This is a genomic window from Stenotrophomonas sp. STEN023, from assembly GCF_056760135.1.
This window is the reverse complement of sequence record NZ_JBRREF010000028.1, coordinates 16,203-41,541: the sequence shown is the minus strand read 5'-3', so window position 1 is coordinate 41,541 and position 25,339 is coordinate 16,203. Positions and strand designations below refer to the sequence as shown.

The window sequence follows — 25,339 nt, the reverse complement described above, 5'->3', positions numbered from 1 at the left end:
ATGAGCTTCGAAAGTGTATGGAAAGTGGTCGACCGTGCCGATGCGGCGATTGATCCGGCCGAAGGCATCGCCGCCGTGTCCGACCCGGGCTTCGGCGGCATCGATGTCTTCATCGGCAAGGTGCGTGATCTGAACCAGGGCCGGCCCGTGCTGGGCATCACCTACGACTTGTTCGAGCCGCTGGTCATCAACGAATTCCAACGGCAGATTGCCGAGATCAGTGCCGACTTTGGCCCTCGCATCAAACTGTACGTGGCACATGCCAAGGGACGGTTGGCGGTCGGGGATGTCGCCGTGGTCGTTGCCGCTGGCAGCCCGCACCGCGATGAAGCGTTCCGTGCCTGCCGGCAGTTGATCGAAGGGGTGAAGCACCGTTCACCGATCTGGAAGCAGGAGCATTACCAGGACGGCGACAGCGAGTGGAGCGAGGGCTGCAGCCTGTGCCAACCCGACACCGAGCACGCGCATATCGACGGACATGTCCACGACCACTCGCATTGAGCCGGCGCCGGTCGCCGGCATCGTGCTGGCCGGCGGGCTGTCCAGCCGCATGGGCCAGGACAAGGCGCTGCTGCGGTGGCGCGGACGGACCTTGCTTGAACACAGCTGTGCGCTGCTGCGTGCGCTTGGTGCCCAGCCGGTGAAGGTGAGTGGTGACTATCCCGGCTTCGATTCGGTGGCCGATGCGGTGCCGCGCTGTGGCCCGTTGGGCGGACTCTACAGCGTGGTGGAAACCCTGGCCGATGGACCGGCATGGGTGGTGCCGGTGGATATGCCGCTGTTGGATGTGACATTGCTGCGACAGCTGCGCGAGGCGGGCACGGCGCCATGTGTGACGTATTCAGAAGAACCGGTGCCAATGTACTTGAACATCGACGGCACTTGCCGCAGTCTGCTGTTTGAAATGGTCACGGGTACAGACGGGCCACGCTCGCTACGGATGTTCCAACGCCGCCTCGGTGGCCTGGAACTGCCGCTGCCAGCCGGTGCCGACGCCCGCCTTGTGAACTGCAATACCCCCCGCCAATGGGAGGAAGTTGCGTCATGAAAGTCCAGATCCAGTCGCAGTCGCTACGGCTGCGCATTGATGAAAGCGAGCTGGCACGCCTGCTCGCTGGCGAGGTGCTGGAGAACCAGACCTGGCTTGGTACGCCCGGAGTCCTGTCGCAGCGCCTGCAGCTGCACGACATGGCGGAGGCGCTGCTGGATGGCGATACCCATGCATTGATGATCACCCTGCCGCGTGAAGACGTGTTGGCGCTGCAGGCACGTTTACCGTGCCGTGACGGTTTGGGCTTCATGCTGCCGACGCAGGCACGGCCGCTGCAACTTCAGTTCGATGTGGATGTACGTGACAGCGTGCGTCAACGCGGCGTGCAACGTCGCAATTCGTCCGACACTGTAAGCATCAGTTGATATTTGTCAGGTAGGTGGCGCGAGAGCGCCATTGGATTGATCAAGATCAAGACTGCCCCAGGGGGCGCCGGGCCTAATGACGCCGTGGCGACTGGGCAAGCAACCGCACAGCAAGCCAGCGCCGTATCAAACAGCCTTGGAGCGATGCATGAGTGCCAGTCGCGATGTAGCAAAGCAGAGCAGTTCCGGTCCCGGTCGCGTCATCAGCGATTGGAGGCCAGAGGACCCTGAGTACTGGGAGCGCACCGGCAAGAAGGTCGCCACCCGCAACCTGGTGATATCGATACCGTCACTGCTGCTGGCGTTCTCGGTATGGGTGCTGTTCTCGGCGGTGACCATCAGCCTGCCCAAGATCGGTTTCGCTTTCACCACTGACCAGCTGTTCTGGCTGGTGGCCCTGCCCAGCCTGTCCGGCGCGACACTGCGCATCTTCTACTCCTTCGTCATCCCGATCTTCGGCGGCCGTCGCTGGACCGCGTTGTCGACCGCATCGCTGCTGCTGCCGACCCTGTGGCTGGGCTTTGCGGTGCAGAATCCGGCCACGCCGTACTGGGTATTCGTGCTGATCGCCATCCTGTGTGGCTTCGGCGGCGCGAACTTCTCCTCATCGATGTCCAACATCTCGTTCTTCTATCCCAAGCAGCGCCAAGGCATGGCCTTGGGTTTGAATGCAGGCCTGGGAAACGTCGGTGTGTCGGTATCGCAGGCGGTGGTTCCGCTGGTGATCAGCGTTGGCGTGTTTGGCGCCATGGGCGGCGCACCGCAGGCCGTGGCCGATGGCGGCGCGCCCCTGTTCGTGCAGAACGCTGGTTTCATCTGGGTGCCGTTCATTGCGTTCTTCGCGATTGCCGCCTGGTTCGGCATGAATGATCTGACCAGTGCCCGCTCCTCGTTCTCCGAGCAGGCGGTGATCTTCCGCCGCAAGCACAACTGGCTGATGTGCTGGTTGTACATCGGCACCTTCGGTTCCTATATCGGTTTCTCCGCCGGCTTCCCGATGCTGGTCAAGAGCCAGTTCCCGGATGTGAATCCGTTGGCCTACGCCTTCATCGGCCCATTGCTGGGCGCGCTGATGCGCTCGGTGGGCGGCAGCATGGCGGACCGCTGGGGCGGCGCACGCCTGACCTTCTGGGTGTTCGCGCTGATGATCGCAGCCGTCTTTGGCGTGCTGCACTTCCTGCCGAGCAATGGCCAGGGCGGCAACTTCGTCGGCTTCCTGCTCTCGTTCATGGCCTTGTTCGTGCTCAGCGGCATCGGCAATGGCACCACCTTCCGGATGATCCCGGTGATCTTCCGCACCCTGCATGAGCGCCTGTCCGCCAATGAAGGCGCCGAAGGCAAGAAGGCTGCGGCCCACCAGGCCAGCATCGAATCCGCCGCCGTTGTCGGCTTCTCCGGCGCCATCGGTGCCTATGGCGGCTTCTTCATCCCCAAGAGTTACGGCTCTTCCATCACCTTGACCGGCAGCCCGGATATGGCGCTGTACGGCTTCATTGCGTTCTACATCACCTGCCTGGCGGTTACCTGGTGGTGGTACTACCGGCGCGGGGCTGAAACCCCCTGCTGAGAAAGCAATGCACCGCAGCCAGATGCAACACACAGCCACGATGCAGCAGTTTGCGAACGGAGATTCACCATGAGCTATTTCCTTGATCGCTTGCAGTTCTTCAAGCGTGATCCACAACCCTTCGCCGATGGCCATGGGTTCAGCAAGAGCGAAGGGCGGGACTGGGAAAACAGTTATCGCGCGCGCTGGCAGTACGACAAGATCGTACGTTCCACCCACGGCGTGAACTGCACTGGCTCCTGCAGCTGGAAGATCTACGTCAAGAACGGCCTGGTCACCTGGGAAACCCAGCAGACCGACTACCCGCGCACCCGCCCGGACCTGCCCAATCACGAGCCCCGTGGCTGCCCGCGTGGCGCCAGCTATTCCTGGTACCTGTACAGCGCCAACCGGCTGAAGTACCCGCTGATCCGCGGCACCCTGCTGCGCATGTGGCGGCAGGCCCGCAAGACCATGTCACCGGTCGAGGCCTGGGCCGGCATCGTGCAGGACCCGACCAAGTCGCGTGAGTACAAGCGTCGCCGCGGCATGGGCGGTTTCGTGCGATTGAACTGGGACGAGGCCAACGAGATCATCGCCGCCTCCAACCTCTACACCACCAAGGAATACGGCCCGGACCGCATCGTCGGCTTCTCGCCGATTCCGGCAATGTCGATGGTGTCCTACGCGGCCGGTGCGCGCTATCTGTCGCTGCTCGGCGGTGCCTGTCTGTCTTTCTATGATTGGTACTGCGATCTGCCGCCGGCCTCGCCGCAGGTGTGGGGCGAGCAGACCGACGTGCCGGAATCGGCCGATTGGTACAACAGCCGCTACATCATCGCCTGGGGCTCGAACGTGCCGCAGACGCGCACCCCGGATGCGCACTTCTTCACCGAGGCGCGCTACAACGGCACCAAGACGGTGTCGATCTGCCCCGACTATTCCGAGCTGGCCAAGCTCACCGACCATTGGCTGCATCCCAAGCAGGGCACCGATGCCGCGCTGGCATTCGCCTTCGGCCACGTGATCCTGCGTGAGTTCCACGTCGACACGCCCTCGCAATACTTCCAGGACTACTGCCGCCAGTACTCGGACATGCCGATGCTGGTGCGCGTCGAGCGCCGCGCCGATGGTCGCCTGGTGCCGGGCCACTTCCTGCGCGCCAGTGAGCTGGGTGGGCTGGGCGAGAGCAACAACCCCGAGTGGAAGACGCTGGCGTTCGATGAGAACAGCGGCGATATCACCGTGCCGAATGGCTCGGTCGGCTTCCGCTGGGGTGAGAAGGGCAAGTGGAACATCGAGGAAAAGGCCAGTGATGGCCATGACACCCGCCTGCGCCTGAGCCTTGCCGACATCCACGACGGCATCGAGGCGGTGAGCTTCCCGTACTTCGGCGGCATCGAGAGCGATGGCTGGACCGCTGCACCGGCCGAGGAAGTACTGGAGCGCAACATCCCGCTGCGTCGCCTGCCGCTGGCCGATGGCGGTGAAGCACTGGTGGCCACGGTCTATGACCTGCTGCTGGCGCAGTACGGTGTTGATCGCGGCTTCGGCGGCGGCAATGTCGCCAAGAGCTTCGATGACAACGTGCCGGGCACGCCGGCCTGGCAGGAGCGCATCACCGGCGTGTCACGTGCCGAGGTGATCGAGATCGCCCGTGAGTTCGCCCGCACCGCCGACAAGACCCATGGTCGCAGCATGATCATCGTCGGCGCCGGCATGAACCACTGGTTCCACAACGACATGAACTACCGTGGCCTGATCAACATGCTGGTCATGTGTGGTTGCGTGGGTCAGACCGGTGGCGGCTGGGCGCATTACGTGGGCCAGGAAAAACTGCGCCCGCAGACCGGCTGGCAGCCGCTGGCCTTCGGTCTGGACTGGAGCCGCCCGCCGCGGCAGATGAACGGTACTTCGTTCTTCTACTTCAATACCGGGCAGTGGCGTTACGAGAAACTGCAGGTCGACGAACTGCTGTCGCCGCTGGCCGATGCCTCCAAGTACAGCGGCAGCTTGGCCGACCTCAACCTGCGCGCGGTGCGCATGGGCTGGTTGCCGAGCGCACCGCAGCTGGACCGCAATCCGCTGCAGCTGGTGCGCGAGGCCGAACAGGCCGGCATCGCGCCGGCCGACTACGCACTGTCCAAGTTCAAGGACGGCTCGCTGGACTTCGCCTTCGCCGATCCGGATGCCGCGCAGAACCACCCGCGCATGATGTTCATCTGGCGCTCCAATCTGCTCGGTTCCTCCGGCAAGGGCCACGAGTACATGCTGCGGCATCTGCTCGGCACGCGTCATGGCCTGCAGGGCAAGGATCTTGGCGAGATGGGCGCGGTCAAGCCCGAGGACGTGAAGTGGCATGACGAAGCCCCGGAAGGCAAGCTCGACCTGCTGGTGACGCTGGACTTCCGCATGTGCACCACCGCGCTGTACTCGGACATCGTGCTGCCGACCGCCACCTGGTACGAGAAGGACGACCTCAACACCTCGGACATGCACCCCTTCATCCATCCGCTGTCCAAGGCGGTGGACCCGGCCTGGGAATCGCGCAGCGACTGGGACATCTTCAAGGGTGTCGCACGCACGCTCAGCGACATGGCACCGGGCGTGCTCGGCGTCGAAAAGGATCTGGTGCTGGTGCCGACCCTGCACGACACGCCCAACGAACTTGGCATGCCGTTCGGCGTCGCCGACTGGAAGAAGGGTCAGTGCGAGGCCATCCCCGGCAAGACCATGCCGAGCATGGCGGTGGTCGAACGCGACTACCCCAATCTCTACCGCAAGTTCACCTCGCTGGGGCCGCTGCTGGACAAGCTCGGCAACGGTGGCAAGGGCATGAGCTGGGATACCAAGCACGAGGTGGAATTCCTCGGCAAGCTCAACCACACCGTGCTGGACGAAGGCATCAGCCAGGGCCGCCCGTCCATCGACACGGCGATCGATGCCTGCGAAGTGGTGCTGCACCTGGCACCGGAAACCAATGGCCATGTCGCGGTCAAGGCCTGGGAGTCGCTGGGCACCTTCACCGGCCGCGACCACACCCATCTGGCGCTGGGCAAGGAACACGAGGCGATCCGCTTCCGTGACATCCAGGCGCAGCCGCGCAAGATCATTTCCTCGCCGATCTGGTCCGGTCTGGAAGACGACAACGTCAGCTACAACGCCGGCTATACCAATGTGCACGAGCTGATTCCGTGGCGCACCGTCACCGGTCGCCAGCAGTTCTACCAGGACCACGAGTGGATGATCGATTTCGGCGAGGCCTTCATGAGCTACCGCCCACCGGTCAATACACGCACGGTGGAACCGCTGCTCAACAAGCGCCAGAACGGCAACAAGGAGATCGTGCTGAACTGGATCACCCCGCACCAGAAGTGGGGCATCCACAGCACCTATAGCGACAACCTGATCATGCAGACCCTGTCGCGTGGCGGCCCCATCGTCTGGTTGAGCGAGGACGACGCACGCAATGCCGGCATCGAGGACAACGACTGGATCGAGCTGTTCAACGTCAACGGTGCGATCGCCGCGCGTGCGGTGGTCAGCCAGCGGGTGATGCCGGGCATGGCGATGATGTACCACGCCCAGGAACGCATCATCAATGTGCCGGGCTCGGAGATCTCCGGCACCCGCGGCGGCATCCACAACTCGGTGACCCGCATCGTGCTCAAGCCCACCCACATGATCGGCGGTTACGCGCAGCTGGCCTGGGGCTTCAACTACTACGGTACCTGCGGTACCAACCGCGACGAGTTCGTGATCGTGCGCAAGATGGACAAGATCGATTGGCTGGATGACGAGCAATCAAACTCGAATGCCTCGGGCGCTGCACGGGAGGTGGTGTGATGAAAGTACGTGCCCAGATTGCGATGGTGTTGAACCTGGACAAGTGCATCGGCTGCCACACCTGCTCGATCACCTGCAAGAACGTGTGGACCTCACGCGAAGGCGTGGAGTACGCCTGGTTCAACAATGTCGAGACCAAGCCCGGCATCGGCTACCCCAAGGAATGGGAGAACCAGGAGAAGTGGAATGGCGGTTGGGTGCGCAACGGCAGCGGCAAGCTGGTTCCGCGCGCCGGTGGCCGCTGGCGGATGCTGGCCAAGATCTTCTCCAACCCCGACCTGCCGCAGATCGACGACTACTACGAGCCGTTCGACTTCGATTACCAGCACCTGCACGACGCGCCCGAGCTGAAGCATCAGCCGACCGCGCGTCCACGCTCGCTGCTGACCGGCCAGCGCATGGAGAAGATCGAGTGGGGCCCGAACTGGGAGGAAATCCTTGGTTCGGAGTTCTCCAAGCGTTCGCGTGACTACAACTTCGACAAGGTGCAGAAGGAGATCTACGGCGCCTTCGAGAAGACCTTCATGATGTACCTGCCGCGCCTGTGCGAGCACTGCCTCAACCCGGCCTGTGTCTCGGCCTGCCCGTCCGGTGCTATCTACAAGCGCGAGGAAGACGGCATCGTGCTGATCGACCAGGACAAGTGCCGTGGTTGGCGCATGTGCGTGTCGGCCTGCCCGTACAAGAAGATCTATTACAACTGGAAGAGCGGCAAGTCCGAGAAGTGCATCTTCTGCTACCCGCGCATCGAGATGGGCGAGCCCACCGTGTGTTCGGAAACCTGCGTGGGTCGCATCCGCTACCTGGGAGTGATGCTGTACGACGCCGACCGCATTGCCGAAGCTGCTTCGGTCGCGGCGGAGAAGGACCTGTACCAGTCGCACCTGGACATCTTCCTGGACCCGTTCGACCCGGCGGTTATCGCCGCTGCGCGCGCCGAAGGCATCCCCGACAGCTGGCTGGAATCGGCCAAGCAGTCGCCGGTCTACAAGCTGGCCATCGACTGGAAGCTGGCACTGCCGCTGCACCCGGAATACCGCACCTTGCCGATGGTCTGGTACGTGCCGCCGTTGTCGCCGATCCAGTCGGCGGCCGAGCGTGGTCACGTCGGCATGAGCGGCGAGCTGCCGGATATCGCCTCGCTGCGCATCCCGGTGCGTTACCTGGCCAATCTGCTGACGGCTGGCGACGAAGCCCCGGTCATCCGCGCCTTGGAACGGCTGATGGCGATGCGTGCCTGGCGCCGCGGCAAGAACGTGGATGGCGTGGAAGACATGCGCGTGCTCGAACAGGTCGGTTTGACCCCGGCCCAGGTGGAAGAGATGTACCGCTACCTGGCCATTGCCAACTACGAGGACCGCTTCGTCATTCCGAGTGCGCACCGTGAGTACGCCAACGATGCCTTCGGCGAACGTGGCGGCTGCGGCTTCACCTTCGGCAATGGTTGCAACGGCGACAGCCCGGCCGACCTGTTCACCCAGCGCAAGAGCACCACCTTTGCGGTGCATCCAAATCGCCAGCACCGGCACGAGGTGACGAAATGAGTGTGCTCAAGCTGATTGGTGTCCTGCTGGACTATCCGCGTGACGAGCTTTGGCAGCATGGCGAGGAGCTGCTCGAGGCCTGCGACGATCCGGCGCTGTCGCCGGCCCGTCGCCGGCAGTTGCAGACCTTCGTCCGTGACCTGCTTGCTACCGACCCGCTGGACGCGCAGGACCGCTGGCTGGCCACCTTCGACCGTGGCCGCTCGATGAGCCTGCTGGTGTTCGAACACATCCACGGCGAGTCGCGTGACCGCGGCCAGGCCATGGTCGACCTGATCGATGCCTATCGCAAGAACGGTTTCGAGCTGGATGCGCGCGAGCTGCCGGACTACCTGCCGCTGCTGCTGGAATACCTCTCGCACCGGCCGCAGGCCGAGGCCAAGGACTGGCTGCACCACATCGGTCACATCGCCGGCATGCTCGCCGCACGCGCCGCCGAGCGTGAGCTGCCGCATGCAGTGTTGCTGGAAATCCTGGTCGAGGCCGGCGAGGGCAAGGTCAACCTGGCCGTGCTGCGCCAGCGCGCAAGCGAGGAAGTGCGCGACGACACCGTCGAAGCCATGGACCAGCTGTGGGAAGAAGAGGCGGTGCGCTTCGGTGCCGATGCGCCTTCGCAGGAGTGTGATCCACCCCATCGTTCACCGGCACGCGCGCAGCCGCGGGAGATCCAGCCATGAATTACCTCAATCAATTCGCCTTCCAGTTCTATCCCTACATCGCGGTGGCGGTGCTGTTGATCGGCAGCTGGGCACGCTATGACAAGGCCATGTACAGCTGGCGTACCGGCTCCACCCAGTTGTTGTCCGACCGCGGCATGCGCTTTGGCAGCAACTGTTTCCACATCGGCATCATCGCCATCCTCGGCGGTCACTTCGTCGGCCTGCTGACCCCGCATGCGCTGTACGAGCCCTTCATCACTTCCTCGCAGAAGCAGCTGCTGGCGATGGTGGTGGGCGGCTTCTTCGGCGCCCTGTGTTTCGTCGGCATCACCATCCTGCTGGTGCGGCGGCTGACCAATGCGCGGGTGCGTGCAATCGGCAGCTTCGGTGACACCCTGGTGCTGGTGCTGCTGTTCGCCCAGCTCTGTCTTGGCCTGTACAGCATCAAGGTCTCGGCCGGCCATCTGGATGGTGGTGTGATGGTGATGCTGGCCGAGTGGGCGCAGCACATCGTCACCTTCCGTGCCGGTGCGGCCGATTACGTCGAAGGCGTGCATTGGGTCTACAAGGCGCACATTTTCCTCGGCCTGACGCTGGTGTTGATCGCACCGTTCACCCGTCTGGTGCATGTGTGGAGCGTGCCGATCAGCTACCTGTGGCGCCCGTACCAGGTGGTGCGTCGCCGCCAGGCCACGCTGCGCTACGGTCCGCGGGAGTAATTCATGGGCAGCCTGCCACGCATTCTCCCCATCACCGTCATCGATTCGCAGACACCGGTGCCGGCCGAGGCCGGCCACCATCACGACGCCGATGAGGGCCCGCGCAGCCTGGGCCAGCCGGCACCGTGCAGCCTGTACGTGCAGGACACCGCGATCAGCGAGGCCGATATCGCCCGTGAGATGCAATACCACCGGGCGATGCGCCCGGAGCAGTCACGTGCCGATGCGGCGCGTGCACTGGTGGTACGCGAGCTGCTGCGGCTGGAAGCCGAGCGGCTTGGCCTGGCCGATGCCCCCGGCGTCGGCCAGGAGACCAGCGAGGAAGCACGCATCCAGCAGCTGATCGAACAGACGCTGGTAGACCGCGTGCCCAGCGAGGACGACTGCCAGCGCTATTTCGCGCAGAACCCCGAGCGCTTCCGCTCACCGGACCGCATCCGCGTACGCCACATCCTGCTGGCGGCACCGGCTGACGATATCGCCGGCCGGCTGAAGGCACGCACCCAGGCCGAGAAGCTGATTGCAGAACTGCTGGAGGAGCCGCACCTGTTCGCCGATCTGGCCGCGCGTCACTCGCAGTGCCCGTCCAGCAGCGAGGGCGGCGAGCTGGGTTGGTTGCAACGCGGCCAGACCACGCCTGAGTTCGATCGCCAGGTATTCCGCCTGCGGCAAGGCTTGGCGGGCTTCCCGGTGGAGTCACGTTGGGGCTACCACGTGGTCAGCGTTGATGTGCTGGAAGCAGGCGTAGCGCTGAGCTTCGAGCAGGTACAACCGCAGATCAGCGACTACCTCGAACTGCAGGTACGCCAGCGCGACGTGCAGCAGTTCCTGCTCGAACTGCGCGAGCGCTACCCGGTGCGCGGGCTGGAAGACATCGAAGCACAGGCTGAGTAAGACGTAATCCCCCAGGAGCGGCAATGAGCCAGAATTTGCAGAACATCAGCAGCGGCGAACAACAACGTGCGTTGTGGCTGAGTACCTTCGCCTTCACCGTGTGTTTCGCGGTGTGGATGATCTTCGCCATCATCGGCATCCAGATCAGCGAGCAGCTGGGCTTGAACGACACCCAGTTCGGCCTGCTGATCGCCACCCCGGTTTTGACTGGTTCGGTGATCCGCGTCTTCCTCGGCATCTGGTCCGATCAGTTCGGCGGCCGCAAGGTGATGACCCTGGTGATGCTGTGCGGTGCGGTGGCGACCTGGCTGCTGACTTATGCACAGACCTACCCGCAGTTCCTGCTGGCAGCGTTGTTCGTCGGCATCGCCGGCGGCAACTTCTCGGTCGGCGTCACCTATGTGTCCAAGTGGTTCCCGCCGGAGAAGCAGGGCACCGCATTGGGCATCTTCGGTGCCGGCAATATTGGCTCGGCGGTAACCAAACTGCTGGCGCCGCTGGTGATGGTGGCCTCGGGTTGGATGATGGTGGCCAAGCTGTGGGCGGTCGGTCTGGCAGTCACTGCCGTGCTGTTCTATCTGTTCAGCAAGGAAGATCCCTCGCTGGAAGACCGCCGCCGCAGTGGCGTCAAACCGATGTCCTTCGCCGAGCAGATGGCACCGCTGAAGAACCTGCAGGTGTGGCGCTTCTCGCTGTACTACTTCTTCGTGTTTGGCGGCTTCGTCGCGCTGGCACTGTGGCTGCCGCATTATCTGGTCGGCGCCTACGGCATGGATGTGGGCACGGCCGGCGTACTGGCAGCGTGTTACTCGATCCCGGCCAGCCTGTTCCGGGTGGTGGGCGGCTGGATGTCCGACCGCATCGGTGCACGGCGGGTGATGTACTGGACGCTGGGCGTATCGGTGATCTGTACCTTCATCCTGGCCTATCCGGATACCCGCTACATCGTGCAGGGCATACACGGCGAGATCAGCTTCCACCTGGCGATCAGCGTGACCCTGTTCACCGTGCTGGTGTTCGTGCTCGGCTTCTTCATGTCGCTGGGCAAGGCCGCGGTCTACAAGCACATCCCGGTCTATTACCCGCAGCACGTGGGTTCGGTGGGCGGCGTGGTCGGCATGATTGGCGGTCTTGGCGGCTTCATCCTGCCCATCGTATTCGGCGCCTTGAACGATGCGCTTGGCATCTGGAGCAGCTGCTTCATGCTGCTGTTCGTGCTGGTCAGCATTGCCTTGGCGTGGATGCACTTCGCCATCCGTCGGATGGAGCGTCGCAACTTCCCGCAGCTCGATCGTGAGACCGACCTGCCTGAAGCCATCGACGCCGCCGCCGCGGAGAAACAGCGGCGGGCTTGATCCAGATCAGTGAAACCCGGCGGTCGCTGCGCGAGGATGCTTGCATGTCAGTAGAGACCGCCGGGATGGATGACGCCACATTGCATGTTGCATTGCTGCAGCAACCCGCGCACGTGCTGTTCCCGGCGCCGGCGGAGCTGAGCCCGGGCTTCGCCGAAGCCGGTTGGCGTGCGGCCATGCAGGCCAGCAACGAGCATCTGATTCCGCGTGCGTTGACCCTGGGTTTCTGCGCACCCCCGCATGAGCTGGAACGCGCCGAGAACGTGCTGGACGCGTTGCTGGTGTGCCTGCGCCTGCATGCCAACATGCTGGCCAGCGATCGCGAAGTGGCGGCCATGGTGCTGCAGCCAGGTATCGTCGAGCATCTGCCGCCGGCCCTGTTGGGTCGCCTGCTGGATGCGGTGCCGGAGCAGCTGTGCACCATTGCGCGGCCGCAGGTCGAGGTGCGGCTGGATGCGGCCAGCGATGTCGCACCGGCTGCATTGCGTGAGGTCGGCTGTACCCGGATGACGGTGATCGACCATGCCGGCGTCGATGGCCCGGCAATGCTGGCGCAAGCCCAGCAGGCCGGGTTCACCGCCTGCTATTACCAGCTGCGCGTGCCGTGCTACGCCGATGTGTCGTTCCTGCAGCGGCTGCAGCGCGTGCTGGAGCTGGCGCCCGAACGCATCATCCTGCCGTCGCCGGCCTTGCTGCCCGAGTACCCGTTGCCAACCGACTGGCTGCAGGCCTGGCGGTTGCTGCGTGCAGGCGGCTACTTGGCGCTGGGCGGCGACCACTACCAGCGGCCGGACCTGCCAATGCCGCTGCGCAACGGCGACGGTCAGCGTCATTGCGACCTGCTCGGGGTGCCGCGGCGCGAGCGCCATGACCTGCTCGGCATTGGTGTGGGCGCCTGCAGCCAGATCGGCGATGTCATCTGCCGTATCGAGCCGGAGCCGCGCAACTGGCGCGCCTGCCTGGTGGTTGGCCAGCCGGGCATATCCTCCGGACTTATTCTTTCCGAGCATGAACGCATGACCGATGAGGTGGTGCAGAGCCTGGTCTGTGACCACGCGCTGGACATGCGCGCCTTCGAATGGCGCAACGCGCAGCCATTCGACGCCTGTTTCGAGCACGCATGGGAGCGCGTCGGCATGTTCATCGAACGCGGCTGGCTGCGCCGTGACGGCGACATGTTGTTGATCCAGAACGAAGGTGAGCTGCTGTGGCGTATGATCGCAGCGTGCTTCCGCCCCTTGGCTGCTGTTGCTTGAAAACGGAATGACGTCACCTACACCCCCACCGCGCGGCCCCTTGGGCACTGCGACGCCGAATCCAGCCGCTGCCGGCGACGGTGACGCGCTGCATTTCTGCACGACCTGTGCGTTCTCCGATGCCTGCAGCTCGCAGGGCTATGACAAGACTGCGCTGAATGAGCTGCACGTGATGGTCGATCACGTTGGGCCGTACCATGCGGGCGATTACATCTTCCGTGCGGGTGAGCCCTTCGATTCCATCGCTGCGGTGCGCGCCGGCATGGTCAAGACCTTTGTCGATGACAGCCTGGGCAACGAGCAGGTGCTGGGCTTTGCCTTGCCCGGTGAAGTCATCGGCTTGAACGCCATCCACGGTTCGCGTTATCCCTGCAATGCGGTGGCGTTGGATACCGTGCATCTGTGCCGTATCTCGTTTCCGCGCATCAGCCTGCTGGCCAGCCGCATGCCCGGCCTGCAGGCCAAGCTGTTCAGCCTGCTCAGCGCCGAGATCGGCAAGGCGGCGCTGCTGGCCGCCAATTACCGTACCGAGGAGCGCATGGCCGCGTTCCTGCTGGATATCTCCAGCCGCTACGCGCGACGAGGATTTTCAGCGCAGCGCTTCAACCTGACCATGACCCGCACCGAGATCGCCAACTACCTGCGCATGGCGCCGGAAACCGCCAGCCGAGTGTTGCGGCGGTTGAGCGACGAAGAAGTCATCGCGGTGAAGCAGCGCGAGATCATCCTGCTGCAACCCGAGCGGTTGGCGCTGATGGCGGCCACCGATGACGCAAGCGAATGATGCCCAACCGAGGATGCATGCATGAACAAGCTGTGGGCGTTGTTGTTGCTGGCGGCCACGTTGCCGGCAAGCGCTGCGGAACTGACGGTTTCGGCGGCTTCCAGCCTGACCGAAAGCTTCCGCGAGATATCCGCTGCGTATGAGAAGGCCAACCCGGGCACGAAGGTTGATTTGAACTTCGCTGCCTCCGGGACGCTGCTGCAGCAGATCGCACGCGGCGCACCGGTCGACGTGCTGGCCTCGGCCGACCAGGCGACGATGACGCAGGCCAGCACCGAAGGTCTGATTGATCCGGCGACACAGCACGTATTCGCACAGAACAGCCTGTGGGTGGTGGTGCCGCCGCAGGCCGGCAACAAGCCGACCACACTGGCGGCGCTGGCCAAGGCCGATGTGAAGCGCGTCGCCATTGGCAACCCCGACAGCGTGCCGGTTGGTCGCTATGCACGCGGCGCGCTGCAGCAGGCCGGTGTGTGGCCGGCAGTGCAGGCCAAGATGATCAGTACCCAGAACGTGCGCCAGTCACTGGATTATGTGGCGCGCGGTGAAGTGGACGCCGGCTTCGTCTACGCCACCGACGCACAGGCGATGAGCGAGCGCGTGCAGCGTGCCTTCCAGGTGCCGGTTGCCGGTGGTATCGCGTATCCGCTGGCAATGGTGAAGAGCAGCCGCAATGCCGCCGAAGCCAGGCGCTTCATCGCTTTCGTGCGCTCGGCGCAGGGCCAGGCGATTCTGCACAGGCATGGGTTTGGCAGCCCTTGATGGTGGATCTGGACTGGAGCGCGCTATGGTTGTCGCTGAAGGTGGCCGGCTGGGCGACCGCGATCAACCTGGTGCTCGGTGTTGGATTTGGCGCCTTGCTGGCGCGACGGCGCTTTCCCGGCCGTGAGTTGCTGGACACGATATTCACCTTGCCGATGGTGTTGCCGCCCACGGTGCTGGGTTACTACCTGCTGGTACTGATCGGCAGCAAGGGGCCGCTTGGTGCATGGCTGGAGAGCAGCTTCGGTATCAATCTTGTTTTCACCTGGCAGGCAGCGGTGATCGCTGCTGCGGTGGCCTCGTTTCCGCTGGTGTTCAAGCCGGCGCGTGCGGCATTTGAAGACGTGGATGGGCAGCTGGAACAGGCGGCACGCACCCTGGGTGTGTCCGAGCTGGCGCTGTTTTTCCGGGTAACGCTGCCATTGGCATGGCGCGGCATTCTTGCTGGCCTGTTGCTGGCGTTCGCCCGCGCGATGGGCGAGTTCGGCGCCACCATCATGGTCGCTGGCAGTATTCCGGGGCGTACCCAGACCTTGTCCATCGCCATTTACGAAGCTGTGCAGGCCGGCAACGACGGCCGTGCCAATGCCTTGGTGCTGCTGTCCTCGTTGGTCTGCATCAGCGTGCTGCTGCTCGCCGCGCGGCTGGTGGGACGGCGGCAGGAGGGTGCACGCAATGTGGCTTGAACTGGATATCCGTCGCCAGTTGCAGGCGGCAGGCCAGCAGTTCCAGTTGCAGGCGGCGCTGCGTTGCACGCAACCCAATGTTGTGTTGTTCGGCCCATCCGGCGCCGGCAAGAGTTTGACCTTGAAGGCGGTAGCCGGACTGTTGCGGCCGGATGCCGGTGTGATCCGCATGCACGGGCAGGCGCTGTTCGATGCGGCCGCAGGCATCAATCTGTCACCGCAGCGGCGGCGTATCGGCTATGTGTTCCAGGACTACGCCTTGTTCCCGCATCTGACGGTGCGGCAGAACGTGGGCTTCGGCCTGCAGCAGGGTTTGTTGAATCCGTCGCGCGCCCGCCGCGTCGATGTGGTGGAGCAATGGCTGCAGGCATTCCGCATCGATCACCTCGGTGACCTGCTGCCGTCGCAGATCTCCGGCGGCCAGCGTCAGCGCACCGCCTTGGCACGGGCACTGGTAACCAAGCCGCAGGCACTGCTGCTGGATGAGCCGTTCGCCGCACTCGACCACGCCTTGCGTGCGCATCTGCGCCAGGAACTCGAGACCGTGCTGGATCAGACCGGCATCCCGCTGCTGCTGATCAGCCATGATCCGGAAGACGTGGACATGTTTGGCCAGCAGGTGGTGCATCTGGCCGATGGCCGCGTGCAGGTCTGAGCGACGCTCAGTCCGGCTTGCCGTCCGCACGCGGGCGCCAGTAGATCCACCCCAACCGCAGCAACCACGGTGCAAGCACCAGCAGCCAGCCGGCAGCGGCCACGGCATGCCAGCGCCAGGGATCGTCCAGCAGCGGTGCGAGGATGCGCAGCACTGCGACCAGTTGCAGGCCGAGCAGGGCGATCCAGGCGACCACCGGCATCACCAGCGCCCGTCCGGAGTGGCCTTGGGTCACGCGCGTGACCATCGCCACCAGCAGGCTGCCGAACAGGCCTATCGCCAAGGCATGCAGCGGTGCGCGTTCCAGCCAACCAACGTGGCCGCCGAGGGCGGCGATGTCCTGCAGCAGATACAACAGCATCGCCAATGGCCACCACGCCAGCCCGTAAAACAGCACGCTCAACAGCGGCGGCTTTGGTCCGCGCGGCCACCAACGCCACAGCGAATACAGTGACAACAGCAGCAGGCCGGCGTTGGCCAGTAGCATGACCAGCGGCTGCTGCAGGTTTTCCCCGAGCAGATGCAGCAGGCACAGCGCCCACAGGATCGCCAGCCATCGCGGTGGCCGCCACGGCTGATAACCAGGCACCACGTTGCCGGCGAAGAACGGAAACATGCGATGGGCGACGCTGGCGTAGACCGGCAGCAACAGCCCGAAGGTGCCGATCGAAACGCTCAGCGCCTGCCAGCGGCCATCGCCGCCTGCGGCGGCGATGGCGAAGCAGAGCAGGCCTATCCAGCCCATCAGCAAGCCGGACCAGCACGACCACGCATGCCAGGTGCGGCCTTTCTCCTGCAGCAGCAAGCGGCCGAGTGCGAGCAGGCCGAACGCCCAACCCAGCAACGCCAACAGCAGGGCCAGCCACACTCCCGGCTGCCAGCCGAGGCCGGCAGCAAGCAGCGCGATCTGCGCCCCAAACAGGCCACCGCCGACCCCGGCGTACTGCCAGCGCGGCAGTGCTGGCAATCCCATCCAGCGCGGGAACACGGTCAATAGAAAGCCGAAGATGAAACTGGGTAGCACCAGGTACTGCATCCACAGCCCGTGCAGCCAGGCCGGCGGCAAGCCGGGCGCTGGCAGGGGTTTGCCCAGCTGCAACCCGCCCAGCCACAACGCCCACCAGCCCATCGCCAGGCCGAGGTTGGTCACGCCAATGAAGAACAGCAGCCGGTGCGGCGCGTTGAAGATGTGCAGGCGGTTGGGAGTGGTGTTCACGACGCGAGTATCCGCCCGCTGCAAGCCGGCCGTACTGATCAATGTCAACGTCGGTGACGGCAGGCGGAACCCTGGGTAGCGATTCCACAAAAATCAAATTCGGTGCTGCAGCGCAGCGTCATCGTTCTGGCCAGCGTCGTCTGGCGTGCTATGCAGGCCAGCCTGCCTGTTGCGTGCATCCAGTGTTTTATCCGTATAGCGCGGGCATATCCCAATTCAGCGTCATGTGCGGGATCTGCCATATGAAATCCTTACGTCATAGTGCGCTTGACAGTGTTTTTTTCCAGGCTATATCTTTGCCGAACCGGGCACAACTGCATCAACGTCGATGCGGGTGTGCCAACCAGATTGAGTAGCAAGAGCAAATGGGCTCTCCCGGAATTCTCCGGGAGGGCCTTTTTTTGTCCTAGAAAACCATCAGGAGAGGCAAATCATGCGTCATGGTGATATTTCCAGCAGTGATGACACGGTTGGCGTAGCGGTAGTCAACTACAAAATGCCGCGCCTGCACACGCGTGCAGAGGTATTGGCCAATGCCCAGAAGATCGCCGACATTGTTGTTGGCATGAAGCAGGGCCTGCCAGGCATGGATCTGGTGATATTTCCGGAGTACAGCCTGCAGGGAATCATGTACGACCCGGCCGAAATGATGGAAACCGCGGTGTCCGCACCGGGCGTGGAGACCGAACTGCTTGCCAGCGCGTGTCGCAAGGCCAACACCTGGGGCGTGTTCTCGCTTACCGGTGAGCGCCACGAGGAACACCCGAACAAGACGCCGTACAACACCCTTGTGCTGATCAACAACAAGGGCGAGATCGTGCAGAAATACCGCAAGATCATTCCCTGGTGTCCGATTGAAGGCTGGTATCCGGGCGGGCAGACGTATGTCAGTGACGGTCCGAAGGGCATGAAGATCAGCATGATCATCTGCGACGACGGCAACTACCCGGAGATCTGGCGTGATTGTGCGATGAAGGGCGCCGAGCTGATCGTGCGCTGCCAGGGCTATATGTATCCAGCAAAAGAGCAGCAGGTCCTGATGGCCAAGGCCATGGCCTGGGCGAACAACAGCTACGTTGCCGTGGCCAACGCGGCAGGTTTCGATGGGGTCTATTCCTACTTTGGGCACTCCGCGATCATCGGCTTCGATGGTCGTACGCTGGGCGAGTGCGGTGAGGAGGAGATGGGCATCCAGTACGCGCAACTGTCGGTGTCGCAGATCCGCGATGCGCGTGCCAATGATCAATCGCAGAACCATCTGTTCAAGCTGCTGCACCGTGGTTACACCGGCTTGCAGAACTCAGGCGAGGGCGACAAGGGCCTGGCCGAGTGCCCGTTCGAGTTCTACAGGACCTGGGTCAACGATGCGGAGCAAGCCCGGGAAAACGTTGAAAAGATGACCCGTTCCACGGTAGGCGTGGCGCAATGCCCGGTTGGGCGTCTGCCTTACGAGGCAAGGGAAAAAGAGGTCTGAAACCGCCGCAAACAAGCGTGATGCGCTGTTGCCGGAATGCGTTCGGCAACAGCGCAGCTGCGCCTCGTCCTGCAACTGCAGAAGGAGTGAAGCAATGCCGTTTCTAACCGATATGCTGGAGCAGACCCAGCGCAAGCGCGCACTGGACGGCGTACTTTCCGTCGAGAACAGGGCCCCGGACGGCCTTGTCCAAGCGCACCTGTGCGCAAACAGTTCGCTGGAGAGCCGGTATCGCTTCGATATCGGCGTCATCATGGCCAGCCTGCGCAGCGAGATCCTGGGCCAGGACGCAGCACTGCAGTCGGTCGAGGACATGCTCAAAGTGGTGCGGGCGGATATCACCGACCCACGCCGGCCGCTGTTTACCGCCTTGTTTCTGGGGCCAACCGGCGTGGGCAAGACTGAAATCGTGCGGGCGCTGGCTCGTGCATTGCACGGCGATGCCGATGCGTTCTGCAGGGTAGATATGAATACCTTGTCACAGGAGCACTACGCCGCCGCGCTGACCGGCGCGCCTCCTGGCTACGTCGGCGCCAAGGAAGGAACCACGCTGCTGGACCAGGAGAAGCTGGAGGGCAGTGTTGGTCGTCCCGGAATCATGTTGTTCGACGAGCTGGAAAAGGCCAGTCCGCAGGTAGTGCAGACACTGCTCAATGTGCTCGACAACGGGATGCTGACGGTGGCGTCTGGCGAGCGCACCTACAGTTTCCGCAATACCTTGATCTTCATGACCAGCAATCTTGCCGCACACGAAATACAGCGCTACGACCAACGCCGTACAGGCTGGCGAGGTCTGATCAGCGGAGCGACGGCGGCGTCGCGGCAACGTGCCGTGGACGGCTTGGTCCGCGCCAGGCTGCTGAAGGCTTTCGCACCTGAGTTCATCAATCGGATCGACAAGGTCATCACCTTCAACTGGATAGAGCAGGGTGTTGCCGAGCAGCTGGCCGTGCTTGAGGTCAAACGACTCAATCGACGTCTGCAGAAGCATGGTTGTACGTTGGAAGTAACGCCGCCGGTGCTGGCAAGAGTCATCGCCAAGGGCTTCGACAGGCAGTTTGGCGCGCGTGCGCTTCGTCGCAGCATGCGCCAGCATCTGGAGGTGCCACTGGCCGGTTACCTTATCGATCACCATGCCCGGACAGCGGCAGCTGCGAACATCGTCTACAGCGCCGTGCTGGAGCACGGTGAGGTCCACTTTCTGCGCCGCTGAGCGACGCCAAACCGGGAGCAGTGCAGCATGGCAAAAAACAGCGATCAGCCAGGCTTGGGGCTTCTGTTCTCCGAGACAGGCGTGACTGCCGACATCGAGCGCTCGCAACGGCACGGTGCGCTGTTGGCGGTCGATCAGCTCAATCGTGAAGGTGGCGTCGAAGGGCGTGCCATCGAGGTGCTTTCGCGTGATCCAGGCGGGGATCCCGACCGCTACCGGCTATATGCCGAAGACCTCATCCGCAATCACGGGCTGCAGATGTTGGTGGGCTGCTACATGTCGCATACGCGCAAGGCGGTGATGCCGGTGGTGGAGCGCATGGACGCGCTGCTGTGCTTTCCAACCCCGTACGAAGGTTTCGAGTACTCGCCAAACATCATCTACGGCGGTCCAGCGCCCAACCAGAACAGCGCGCCATTGGCGGCGTACCTGATCCGCCACTACGGTGAGCGGGTGGTGTTCATAGGCTCGGACTACATCTATCCGCGTGAAAGCAATCATGTCATGCGCCATCTCTATCGGCAGCACGGTGGCAAGGTGCTGGAGGAGATCTATATCCCCCTGTATCCCTCCGACGAGGACCTTGCGCATGCGGTGGAGCGCATCGCCAGGGCCAGGGCCGACGTGGTGTTCTCGACGGTTGTTGGTAGCGGCACCGCAGCGCTGTACCGGGCCATGGCGCGACGCTACGGGGACGCGCCGCGGCCGCCCATCGCCAGCCTGACCACCAGTGAGGCCGAGGTGGCCAGGATGGGCGCGGATGTGGCGGAGGGGCACGTGGTGGTAGCGCCCTATTTCTCCAGCATCGATACGGCGGAGAATCGAGCGTTCGTGAGCGCTTGCCAGGCATCGTTTCCACCGGAGGTAAGCATCACCGCATGGGCCGAGGCGGCCTACACGCAGACGCTGATGCTCGGCCGCGCAATGCAGAAAGCGCGCAGCTGGCGGGTGGAGGACGTACAGCCGGAGCTGTACGGGCTACGGATTCCGGCGCCTCAAGGCGAGGTATGGGTAGAGCCGCAGAACAATCACAGTCATCTGGCTGCACGGATTGCCGAGATAGACAGCAGCGGCGTCTTCCAGGTCAAGTGGCAATCGCCGGAGCCGATCCGCCCGGACCCCTATGTTGTGGTTCATAACCTGGATGACTGGTCGACCAGCATGGGTGGGAGCGTGCCGGCATGAGTGCTTCCACCATCCTGGCAAGCTTGCGCGAGCTGCAGGTGATGGTGCTCAGCCCGCCATCTGAAGTGAGTGACACGCTGGTGTTGCAGCTGATCCGTATCGGCTGCTCGGTGCGTAACTGTTGGCCACCACCCAAGCGCTTCGATGTGGCGGTGGATGTCATTTTCACCGGCATCTTCCAGAACAGGCACCACGAGGACATCAGTGCGCTGATTGCCAGTGGTCAACCCAGCACCACCGTACTGACCTTGGTTGAGTACGAGAGCCCGGCGGTGCTCTCGCAGATCATCGAGCTGGAGTGTCATGGCGTGATCATCCTGCCATTGGATGCGCATCGAGTGCTGCCATCGCTGGTTTCCGCACGCCGCGTCAGTGGCGAGCTGCTGAAGCTCAAACAGAAAAATACCCAGCTGCAGGAAAAGCTCGCCAGCCAAGCGGACATCAACCGCGCCAAGGTGTTGCTGATGAGCCGGCATGGCTGGGAGGAGGGGCAAGCCCACGCATGGTTGTCGCAGGAGGCGATGAAGCAGCGCGAGTCGATCCAGAAGATTGCACAAGATGTGGTGAAAGCAACGAATCCGGCGGTACACCGCCCTGATGACAGCAGGAGTTGATCATGATGCTTGGGCTGGTATTGCTCTACGTGGGTGCGGTTCTGTTTGTAAACGGTGTGTGGCTGATGGACCGTATCAGTAGCAAAGAGGTGGCGGTCATCAATAGTCTGGTGGGCTGCCTGAGCCTGGTGGTGGCGCTGTATACGATCTTCGTTATCGCCGATATAAAGAGCGGTGCCTTCACCTTGCTGTTTGCCTTTACCTATCTGTGGGTGGCGGCCAACCAGTTGATGGGCAACGATGGCAGGGGGCTGGGCTGGTTCTGCCTGTTTGTCAGCATCACTGCTGCCACCGAAGCGGTGCGGGCGTTTGCCGCCCTGGATGGCGGGTTCGGGCTATGGAATGCGATCAACTGGAGCGCATGGACGGCGCTTTGGTTCAGCTATTTCCTGCTGCTGGGCTTGGCCCGCAGCATCCAGAAGCCAGTGGCCGGGTTTACCCTGTTGTGCGGGGTATTCACTGGCTGGTTGCCGGGGCTGCTGATACTGGGCCAGGTGATCAGGCTCTGAGCGCTGGCCTCCGGGGAAGGTGGCCCGATTGGCAGGCTTCCATTCGCCATACCTTTACGGCAACACTGCACTGGGCTGTCACCTGTTCCTGCGGGGAAGCGCAATCATGTTCCGAAGCCGCGTCGTAGTCTGGTCGGTGGTGCGCCGGTTCGCCTTGCTCGCGCTGGCAGTCACGCTTGCATCGCTGGCTGGGCTGGCCCTGCCAGCCACGGCGGTTGCCGCGAATGAAGCGGGCCAGGTTGAAGGGCCGGTTCCGGCGACGGTGCGTTACTACAACCGCGACATCCTGACCTTCCGCGGCGCTTTCATGGGCCGCTCGCCACTGCAGCGGGCGCAGGTCACCGAGCTCAACATCAAGCGGATCGTCGACGAGCCCGGCATGCCCGGCGTCAGCTTCAACGACACCGCCGATGGCGCGATCCTGCTGCTCGGGGGCGAGGTCGTCACCATCATCACCCCTGCCGATGTGGATGCCGCACAGGGCCAGAGTCTGGGCCAGGTGCGTGAGGAGGTTCGCAGCCGGCTCGGTGATGCGGTTGCCGCAGCCGAACGCGAGCGGGCACCGGGGCGGGTGCTCCGCGGCGTGCTTTACAGCCTTGTCGCCACGATGCTGGCGGGCGCATTGATATGGTTGCTGGCCTGGGCTGCGCGCAGGCTGCGTGCGGCGATGTTGGCATGGGTGGGAAAGAGGGCGGGCACGCTGCGCAGCGCACCGGTCAAGCAGATGCTGCACGGGGCAAATGCTTTGGCCGACTGGCTGTCGCGTGCGGTGCTGCTGGTGGCGGTGCTGGTGCTGGCCGAGGAATGGCTGCGCTACGTGTTCCATCAGTTCGATTACACCCAACCCTGGGCCACGGCGATGACGGTGTGGATCGCCGCCCAGGCCAAGGCCTGGTTGTGGGCGGGTGCGGCAGCGATTCCGGGGCTGGTCACCGCGGTCATCATTTTCCTGTTGGCGCGCTTGGCCAGCCAGATCGTTGGCATGCTGTTCCGCGGCGTACAGAACGGGCGCTTCCAGATCTTCGGCATCGACCGCCAGTTGGCCGAGCCGACCCGCAAACTGACGGTCGCGGGCATCTGGCTGTTCGCACTGGCGATGGCCTATCCGTATCTGCCCGGCTCCAGCAGCGACGCGTTCAAGGGCTTGAGCGTATTGCTGGGCGTGATGATCTCGCTAGGCGGCTCCAGCATTGTCGGCCAGGCCGCGGCCGGCTTCACCCTGCTCTATGCGCGGACGATGTCGGTCGGTGATCTGGTCAAGGTTGCCGATGTCGAAGGCCAGGTGCTGCAGATCGGCTTGTTCACCACCCGCATCCGCACCATTACCGGGGTGGAAGTCAGCCTCCCCAACATGCATGTGCTCAGCGGCAAGCTGCTGAACTACTCGCGTGACCCGCAGGCGGCGGGCATGTGGCTGGAGACCAGCATCACCATCGGTTACGACACGCCCTGGCGACAGGTGCATAGGCTATTGCTGGAAGCTGCGGGCAAGACCGCGCACGTGCAGCGGGTCCCGGCCGCGCATGTACTGCAGGCCGCGCTCAACGATTTCTACGTTGCATATGCCCTGCGCGTGCACATCATTCAGCTGCCGCTGCGTGCGCAGATACTCAGTGAGCTGCATGCCAACATCCAGGACGCGTTCAACGCTGCCGGGGTACAGATCATGTCGCCCAACTACATCGCCGATCCGGAACTGCCAAAGATCGTGCCGCCTGCCGATTGGGACCCGCAAGGCCCCTCGCCGTGATGGCCTGGCTGGCGTCGCGCGCCTGAACAGGCGGGCGCGCATGACTGACATGTGCCGGGCGTAAGCTAGCCGGGCAGCGCGGTGCAGCCGCCGCAACGGCTTGCTGGGGCGCTGGTTTGACGCGCTGCCGCAAGGCCTTTCCGCAGCCGCTCGCTAAACTACTTTCATTTGCAACGGAGATGGTATGAGCAGTTTTCGTCCGGTGTCGCTGATTGGCGTGCCTACCGATGTGGGTGCTGGTGCGCGCGGTGCACGGCTGGGACCGGAGGCGCTGCGCATCGCTGGCCTGCCGGAGGCCTTGGCCGAGCGTGGTGTCGATGTCCGCGACGTCGGCAATCTCGACGGCCCGCGCAATCCGTGGACTGGTCCGGTGCAGGGTTACCGTCACCTTGACGAAGTAGTCGCGTGGAACCATGCGCTGATGGAGGCCAGCTACGCCGAGCTGAAGGAGGGGCGTATGCCGATCATGCTCGGCGGCGACCATTGCCTGGGTGTGGGTTCGATCACCGCCGTTGCGCGCTGGTGCCGTGAGCAGGGCAAGCAGTTGCGTGTGCTTTGGCTGGATGCGCATTCGGACTTCAACACCTCCGATGTCACCCCGTCAGGCAATATCCACGGCATGCCGGTGGCCTGCCTGTGTGGCCTCGGCCCGGAAGGCCTTACCCATCTGGGTGGCAGCGCCCCGGCGATTGCACCGTGGCAGGTGCATCAGATCGGCATCCGTTCGGTTGATCCGGAAGAGAAGCGTCTGATCAAGCAGCATCGCGTAGATGTTTACGACATGCGTTACATCGACGAAGCAGGCATGAAGCGGACGATGGAAGCTGCGCTACATGGCATCGATGCCAATACCCATCTGCATGTCAGTTTCGATGTGGACTTCCTCGACCCCAGCATCGCACCCGGCGTCGGCACCACGGTTCCGGGCGGCGTCAATTACCGCGAGGCGCAGCTGGTGATGGAGATGATTGCCGACACCGGCTTGATGGGCTCGCTGGACATCGTCGAGTTGAATCCGCTGCTCGATCACCAGAATCGTACCGCCGAGCTGGCGGTTGATCTGGTGGAGAGTCTGTTCGGAAAATCCACGCTGATGCGGGATTGATGCAGCAGGACTGGACCAAGGCGACAAGGCGGGCTTGCCGTTACTTGCGGGAGCAACGTAAGCCGCGAAGTGGATGCTGCCGCAGCTCCAGGTGTTCCTGCCATCCGAGGATGTACGTGCTTCGCGGCTGACGCCGCTCCTACAAGGTGAG

The 25,339-nt window shown here is 63.5% G+C and carries 23 protein-coding genes; 22 read left to right on the top strand and 1 reads right to left on the bottom strand.

What is annotated here, in order from left to right:
• From ACVOLV_RS10185 to ACVOLV_RS10115, 15 genes are all read left to right on the top strand, one after another.
• A complete protein-coding gene (locus tag ACVOLV_RS10185; RefSeq protein ID WP_481554286.1) occupies positions 1-501 on the top strand; it encodes a molybdenum cofactor biosynthesis protein MoaE in 501 nt (166 codons plus the stop codon).
• Positions 479-1,048: a molybdenum cofactor guanylyltransferase gene (gene mobA / locus ACVOLV_RS10180; protein ID WP_481554285.1), complete on the top strand. Its 570-nt coding sequence runs from the start codon at positions 479-481 to the stop codon at positions 1,046-1,048. Before ACVOLV_RS10185 ends, mobA begins: the two co-directional genes overlap by 23 nt.
• Positions 1,045-1,416: a DUF7009 family protein gene (locus ACVOLV_RS10175; protein ID WP_481554284.1), complete on the top strand. Its 372-nt coding sequence runs from the start codon at positions 1,045-1,047 to the stop codon at positions 1,414-1,416. Before mobA ends, ACVOLV_RS10175 begins: the two co-directional genes overlap by 4 nt.
• 148 nt (positions 1,417-1,564) lie before the next feature.
• Entirely contained in the window at positions 1,565-2,983 is a 1,419-nt protein-coding gene (locus ACVOLV_RS10170; protein WP_481554283.1) for a NarK family nitrate/nitrite MFS transporter, read from the top strand.
• 69 nt (positions 2,984-3,052) lie between these two features.
• Complete coding sequence (locus ACVOLV_RS10165) at positions 3,053-6,808, top strand: nitrate reductase subunit alpha (RefSeq protein WP_481554282.1); 3,756 nt, start codon at positions 3,053-3,055, stop codon at positions 6,806-6,808.
• Positions 6,808-8,352 (top strand): nitrate reductase subunit beta, encoded by a 1,545-nt coding sequence (gene narH, locus ACVOLV_RS10160; protein ID WP_481515068.1) that lies wholly within the window; start codon positions 6,808-6,810, stop codon positions 8,350-8,352. The genes ACVOLV_RS10165 and narH overlap by 1 nt, the downstream gene beginning before the upstream one ends.
• Positions 8,349-9,029 (top strand): nitrate reductase molybdenum cofactor assembly chaperone, encoded by a 681-nt coding sequence (gene narJ, locus ACVOLV_RS10155; protein ID WP_481554281.1) that lies wholly within the window; start codon positions 8,349-8,351, stop codon positions 9,027-9,029. Before narH ends, narJ begins: the two co-directional genes overlap by 4 nt.
• Positions 9,026-9,730, top strand: a complete 705-nt coding sequence (gene narI / locus ACVOLV_RS10150; protein ID WP_004146540.1) for a respiratory nitrate reductase subunit gamma — start codon at positions 9,026-9,028, stop codon at positions 9,728-9,730. Before narJ ends, narI begins: the two co-directional genes overlap by 4 nt.
• A 3-nt stretch (positions 9,731-9,733) precedes the next feature.
• Complete coding sequence (locus tag ACVOLV_RS10145) at positions 9,734-10,624, top strand: peptidylprolyl isomerase (protein WP_481554280.1); 891 nt, start codon at positions 9,734-9,736, stop codon at positions 10,622-10,624.
• Between the two features lie 23 nt (positions 10,625-10,647).
• Positions 10,648-11,979: an MFS transporter gene (locus ACVOLV_RS10140; RefSeq protein ID WP_481554279.1), complete on the top strand. Its 1,332-nt coding sequence runs from the start codon at positions 10,648-10,650 to the stop codon at positions 11,977-11,979.
• 44 nt (positions 11,980-12,023) lie between these two features.
• Entirely contained in the window at positions 12,024-13,235 is a 1,212-nt protein-coding gene (locus ACVOLV_RS10135; RefSeq protein WP_481554278.1) for an oxygen-independent coproporphyrinogen III oxidase, read from the top strand.
• 7 nt (positions 13,236-13,242) lie between these two features.
• Positions 13,243-14,019 (top strand): helix-turn-helix domain-containing protein, encoded by a 777-nt coding sequence (locus tag ACVOLV_RS10130; RefSeq protein ID WP_481554277.1) that lies wholly within the window; start codon positions 13,243-13,245, stop codon positions 14,017-14,019.
• A 21-nt stretch (positions 14,020-14,040) separates the two neighbouring features.
• Positions 14,041-14,781 carry a molybdate ABC transporter substrate-binding protein gene (gene modA / locus ACVOLV_RS10125; protein ID WP_481554276.1) on the top strand — a complete coding sequence of 247 codons (741 nt, stop codon included), beginning with the start codon at positions 14,041-14,043 and terminating at the stop codon, positions 14,779-14,781.
• A gap of 2 nt (positions 14,782-14,783) precedes the next feature.
• Positions 14,784-15,467 carry a molybdate ABC transporter permease subunit gene (gene modB / locus ACVOLV_RS10120; RefSeq protein WP_197606690.1) on the top strand — a complete coding sequence of 228 codons (684 nt, stop codon included), beginning with the start codon at positions 14,784-14,786 and terminating at the stop codon, positions 15,465-15,467.
• Positions 15,457-16,122, top strand: a complete 666-nt coding sequence (locus ACVOLV_RS10115) for a sulfate/molybdate ABC transporter ATP-binding protein (RefSeq protein ID WP_481554275.1) — start codon at positions 15,457-15,459, stop codon at positions 16,120-16,122. The genes modB and ACVOLV_RS10115 overlap by 11 nt, the downstream gene beginning before the upstream one ends.
• Before the next feature lie 7 nt (positions 16,123-16,129).
• On the opposite strand, the gene ACVOLV_RS10110 is transcribed toward ACVOLV_RS10115, so the two are convergent.
• Positions 16,130-17,338 carry an NnrS family protein gene (locus ACVOLV_RS10110; RefSeq protein ID WP_481554274.1) on the bottom strand — a complete coding sequence of 403 codons (1,209 nt, stop codon included), beginning with the start codon at positions 17,336-17,338 and terminating at the stop codon, positions 16,130-16,132.
• A 433-nt stretch (positions 17,339-17,771) separates the two neighbouring features.
• On the opposite strand from ACVOLV_RS10110, the gene ACVOLV_RS10105 reads away from it, so the two are divergent.
• From ACVOLV_RS10105 to rocF, 7 genes are all read left to right on the top strand, one after another.
• Entirely contained in the window at positions 17,772-18,812 is a 1,041-nt protein-coding gene (locus ACVOLV_RS10105; RefSeq protein ID WP_481554273.1) for an aliphatic amidase, read from the top strand.
• A 94-nt stretch (positions 18,813-18,906) separates the two neighbouring features.
• Entirely contained in the window at positions 18,907-20,025 is a 1,119-nt protein-coding gene (locus ACVOLV_RS10100) for an AAA family ATPase (protein ID WP_481554272.1), read from the top strand.
• A 27-nt stretch (positions 20,026-20,052) separates the two neighbouring features.
• The gene (gene amiC / locus ACVOLV_RS10095) at positions 20,053-21,210 is read left to right on the top strand and encodes an aliphatic amidase expression-regulating protein AmiC (RefSeq protein ID WP_481554271.1); all 1,158 of its coding nucleotides are present in this window, start codon (positions 20,053-20,055) and stop codon (positions 21,208-21,210) included.
• Entirely contained in the window at positions 21,207-21,824 is a 618-nt protein-coding gene (locus ACVOLV_RS10090; RefSeq protein ID WP_481554270.1) for an ANTAR domain-containing response regulator, read from the top strand. The genes amiC and ACVOLV_RS10090 overlap by 4 nt, the downstream gene beginning before the upstream one ends.
• Positions 21,825-21,826: 2 nt before the next feature.
• Positions 21,827-22,333 (top strand): AmiS/UreI family transporter, encoded by a 507-nt coding sequence (locus ACVOLV_RS10085; protein ID WP_481554269.1) that lies wholly within the window; start codon positions 21,827-21,829, stop codon positions 22,331-22,333.
• A 106-nt stretch (positions 22,334-22,439) separates the two neighbouring features.
• Positions 22,440-24,083: a mechanosensitive ion channel family protein gene (locus tag ACVOLV_RS10080; protein WP_481554268.1), complete on the top strand. Its 1,644-nt coding sequence runs from the start codon at positions 22,440-22,442 to the stop codon at positions 24,081-24,083.
• 184 nt (positions 24,084-24,267) lie between these two features.
• The gene (rocF, locus tag ACVOLV_RS10075; protein ID WP_481554267.1) at positions 24,268-25,188 is read left to right on the top strand and encodes an arginase; all 921 of its coding nucleotides are present in this window, start codon (positions 24,268-24,270) and stop codon (positions 25,186-25,188) included.
• Positions 25,189-25,339: the final 151 nt, after the last annotated feature.

Coding starts and splice junctions, on each gene's coding strand:
- ACVOLV_RS10185 (WP_481554286.1), top strand. CDS start 1: ATGAGCTTCGAAAGTGTATGGAAAGTGGTCGACCGTGCCGATGCGGCG.
- mobA (WP_481554285.1), top strand. CDS start 479: ATGTCCACGACCACTCGCATTGAGCCGGCGCCGGTCGCCGGCATCGTG.
- ACVOLV_RS10175 (WP_481554284.1), top strand. CDS start 1,045: ATGAAAGTCCAGATCCAGTCGCAGTCGCTACGGCTGCGCATTGATGAA.
- ACVOLV_RS10170 (WP_481554283.1), top strand. CDS start 1,565: ATGAGTGCCAGTCGCGATGTAGCAAAGCAGAGCAGTTCCGGTCCCGGT.
- ACVOLV_RS10165 (WP_481554282.1), top strand. CDS start 3,053: ATGAGCTATTTCCTTGATCGCTTGCAGTTCTTCAAGCGTGATCCACAA.
- narH (WP_481515068.1), top strand. CDS start 6,808: ATGAAAGTACGTGCCCAGATTGCGATGGTGTTGAACCTGGACAAGTGC.
- narJ (WP_481554281.1), top strand. CDS start 8,349: ATGAGTGTGCTCAAGCTGATTGGTGTCCTGCTGGACTATCCGCGTGAC.
- narI (WP_004146540.1), top strand. CDS start 9,026: ATGAATTACCTCAATCAATTCGCCTTCCAGTTCTATCCCTACATCGCG.
- ACVOLV_RS10145 (WP_481554280.1), top strand. CDS start 9,734: ATGGGCAGCCTGCCACGCATTCTCCCCATCACCGTCATCGATTCGCAG.
- ACVOLV_RS10140 (WP_481554279.1), top strand. CDS start 10,648: ATGAGCCAGAATTTGCAGAACATCAGCAGCGGCGAACAACAACGTGCG.
- ACVOLV_RS10135 (WP_481554278.1), top strand. CDS start 12,024: ATGTCAGTAGAGACCGCCGGGATGGATGACGCCACATTGCATGTTGCA.
- ACVOLV_RS10130 (WP_481554277.1), top strand. CDS start 13,243: ATGACGTCACCTACACCCCCACCGCGCGGCCCCTTGGGCACTGCGACG.
- modA (WP_481554276.1), top strand. CDS start 14,041: ATGAACAAGCTGTGGGCGTTGTTGTTGCTGGCGGCCACGTTGCCGGCA.
- ACVOLV_RS10115 (WP_481554275.1), top strand. CDS start 15,457: ATGTGGCTTGAACTGGATATCCGTCGCCAGTTGCAGGCGGCAGGCCAG.
- ACVOLV_RS10105 (WP_481554273.1), top strand. CDS start 17,772: ATGCGTCATGGTGATATTTCCAGCAGTGATGACACGGTTGGCGTAGCG.
- ACVOLV_RS10100 (WP_481554272.1), top strand. CDS start 18,907: ATGCCGTTTCTAACCGATATGCTGGAGCAGACCCAGCGCAAGCGCGCA.
- amiC (WP_481554271.1), top strand. CDS start 20,053: ATGGCAAAAAACAGCGATCAGCCAGGCTTGGGGCTTCTGTTCTCCGAG.
- ACVOLV_RS10090 (WP_481554270.1), top strand. CDS start 21,207: ATGAGTGCTTCCACCATCCTGGCAAGCTTGCGCGAGCTGCAGGTGATG.
- ACVOLV_RS10085 (WP_481554269.1), top strand. CDS start 21,827: ATGATGCTTGGGCTGGTATTGCTCTACGTGGGTGCGGTTCTGTTTGTA.
- ACVOLV_RS10080 (WP_481554268.1), top strand. CDS start 22,440: ATGTTCCGAAGCCGCGTCGTAGTCTGGTCGGTGGTGCGCCGGTTCGCC.
- rocF (WP_481554267.1), top strand. CDS start 24,268: ATGAGCAGTTTTCGTCCGGTGTCGCTGATTGGCGTGCCTACCGATGTG.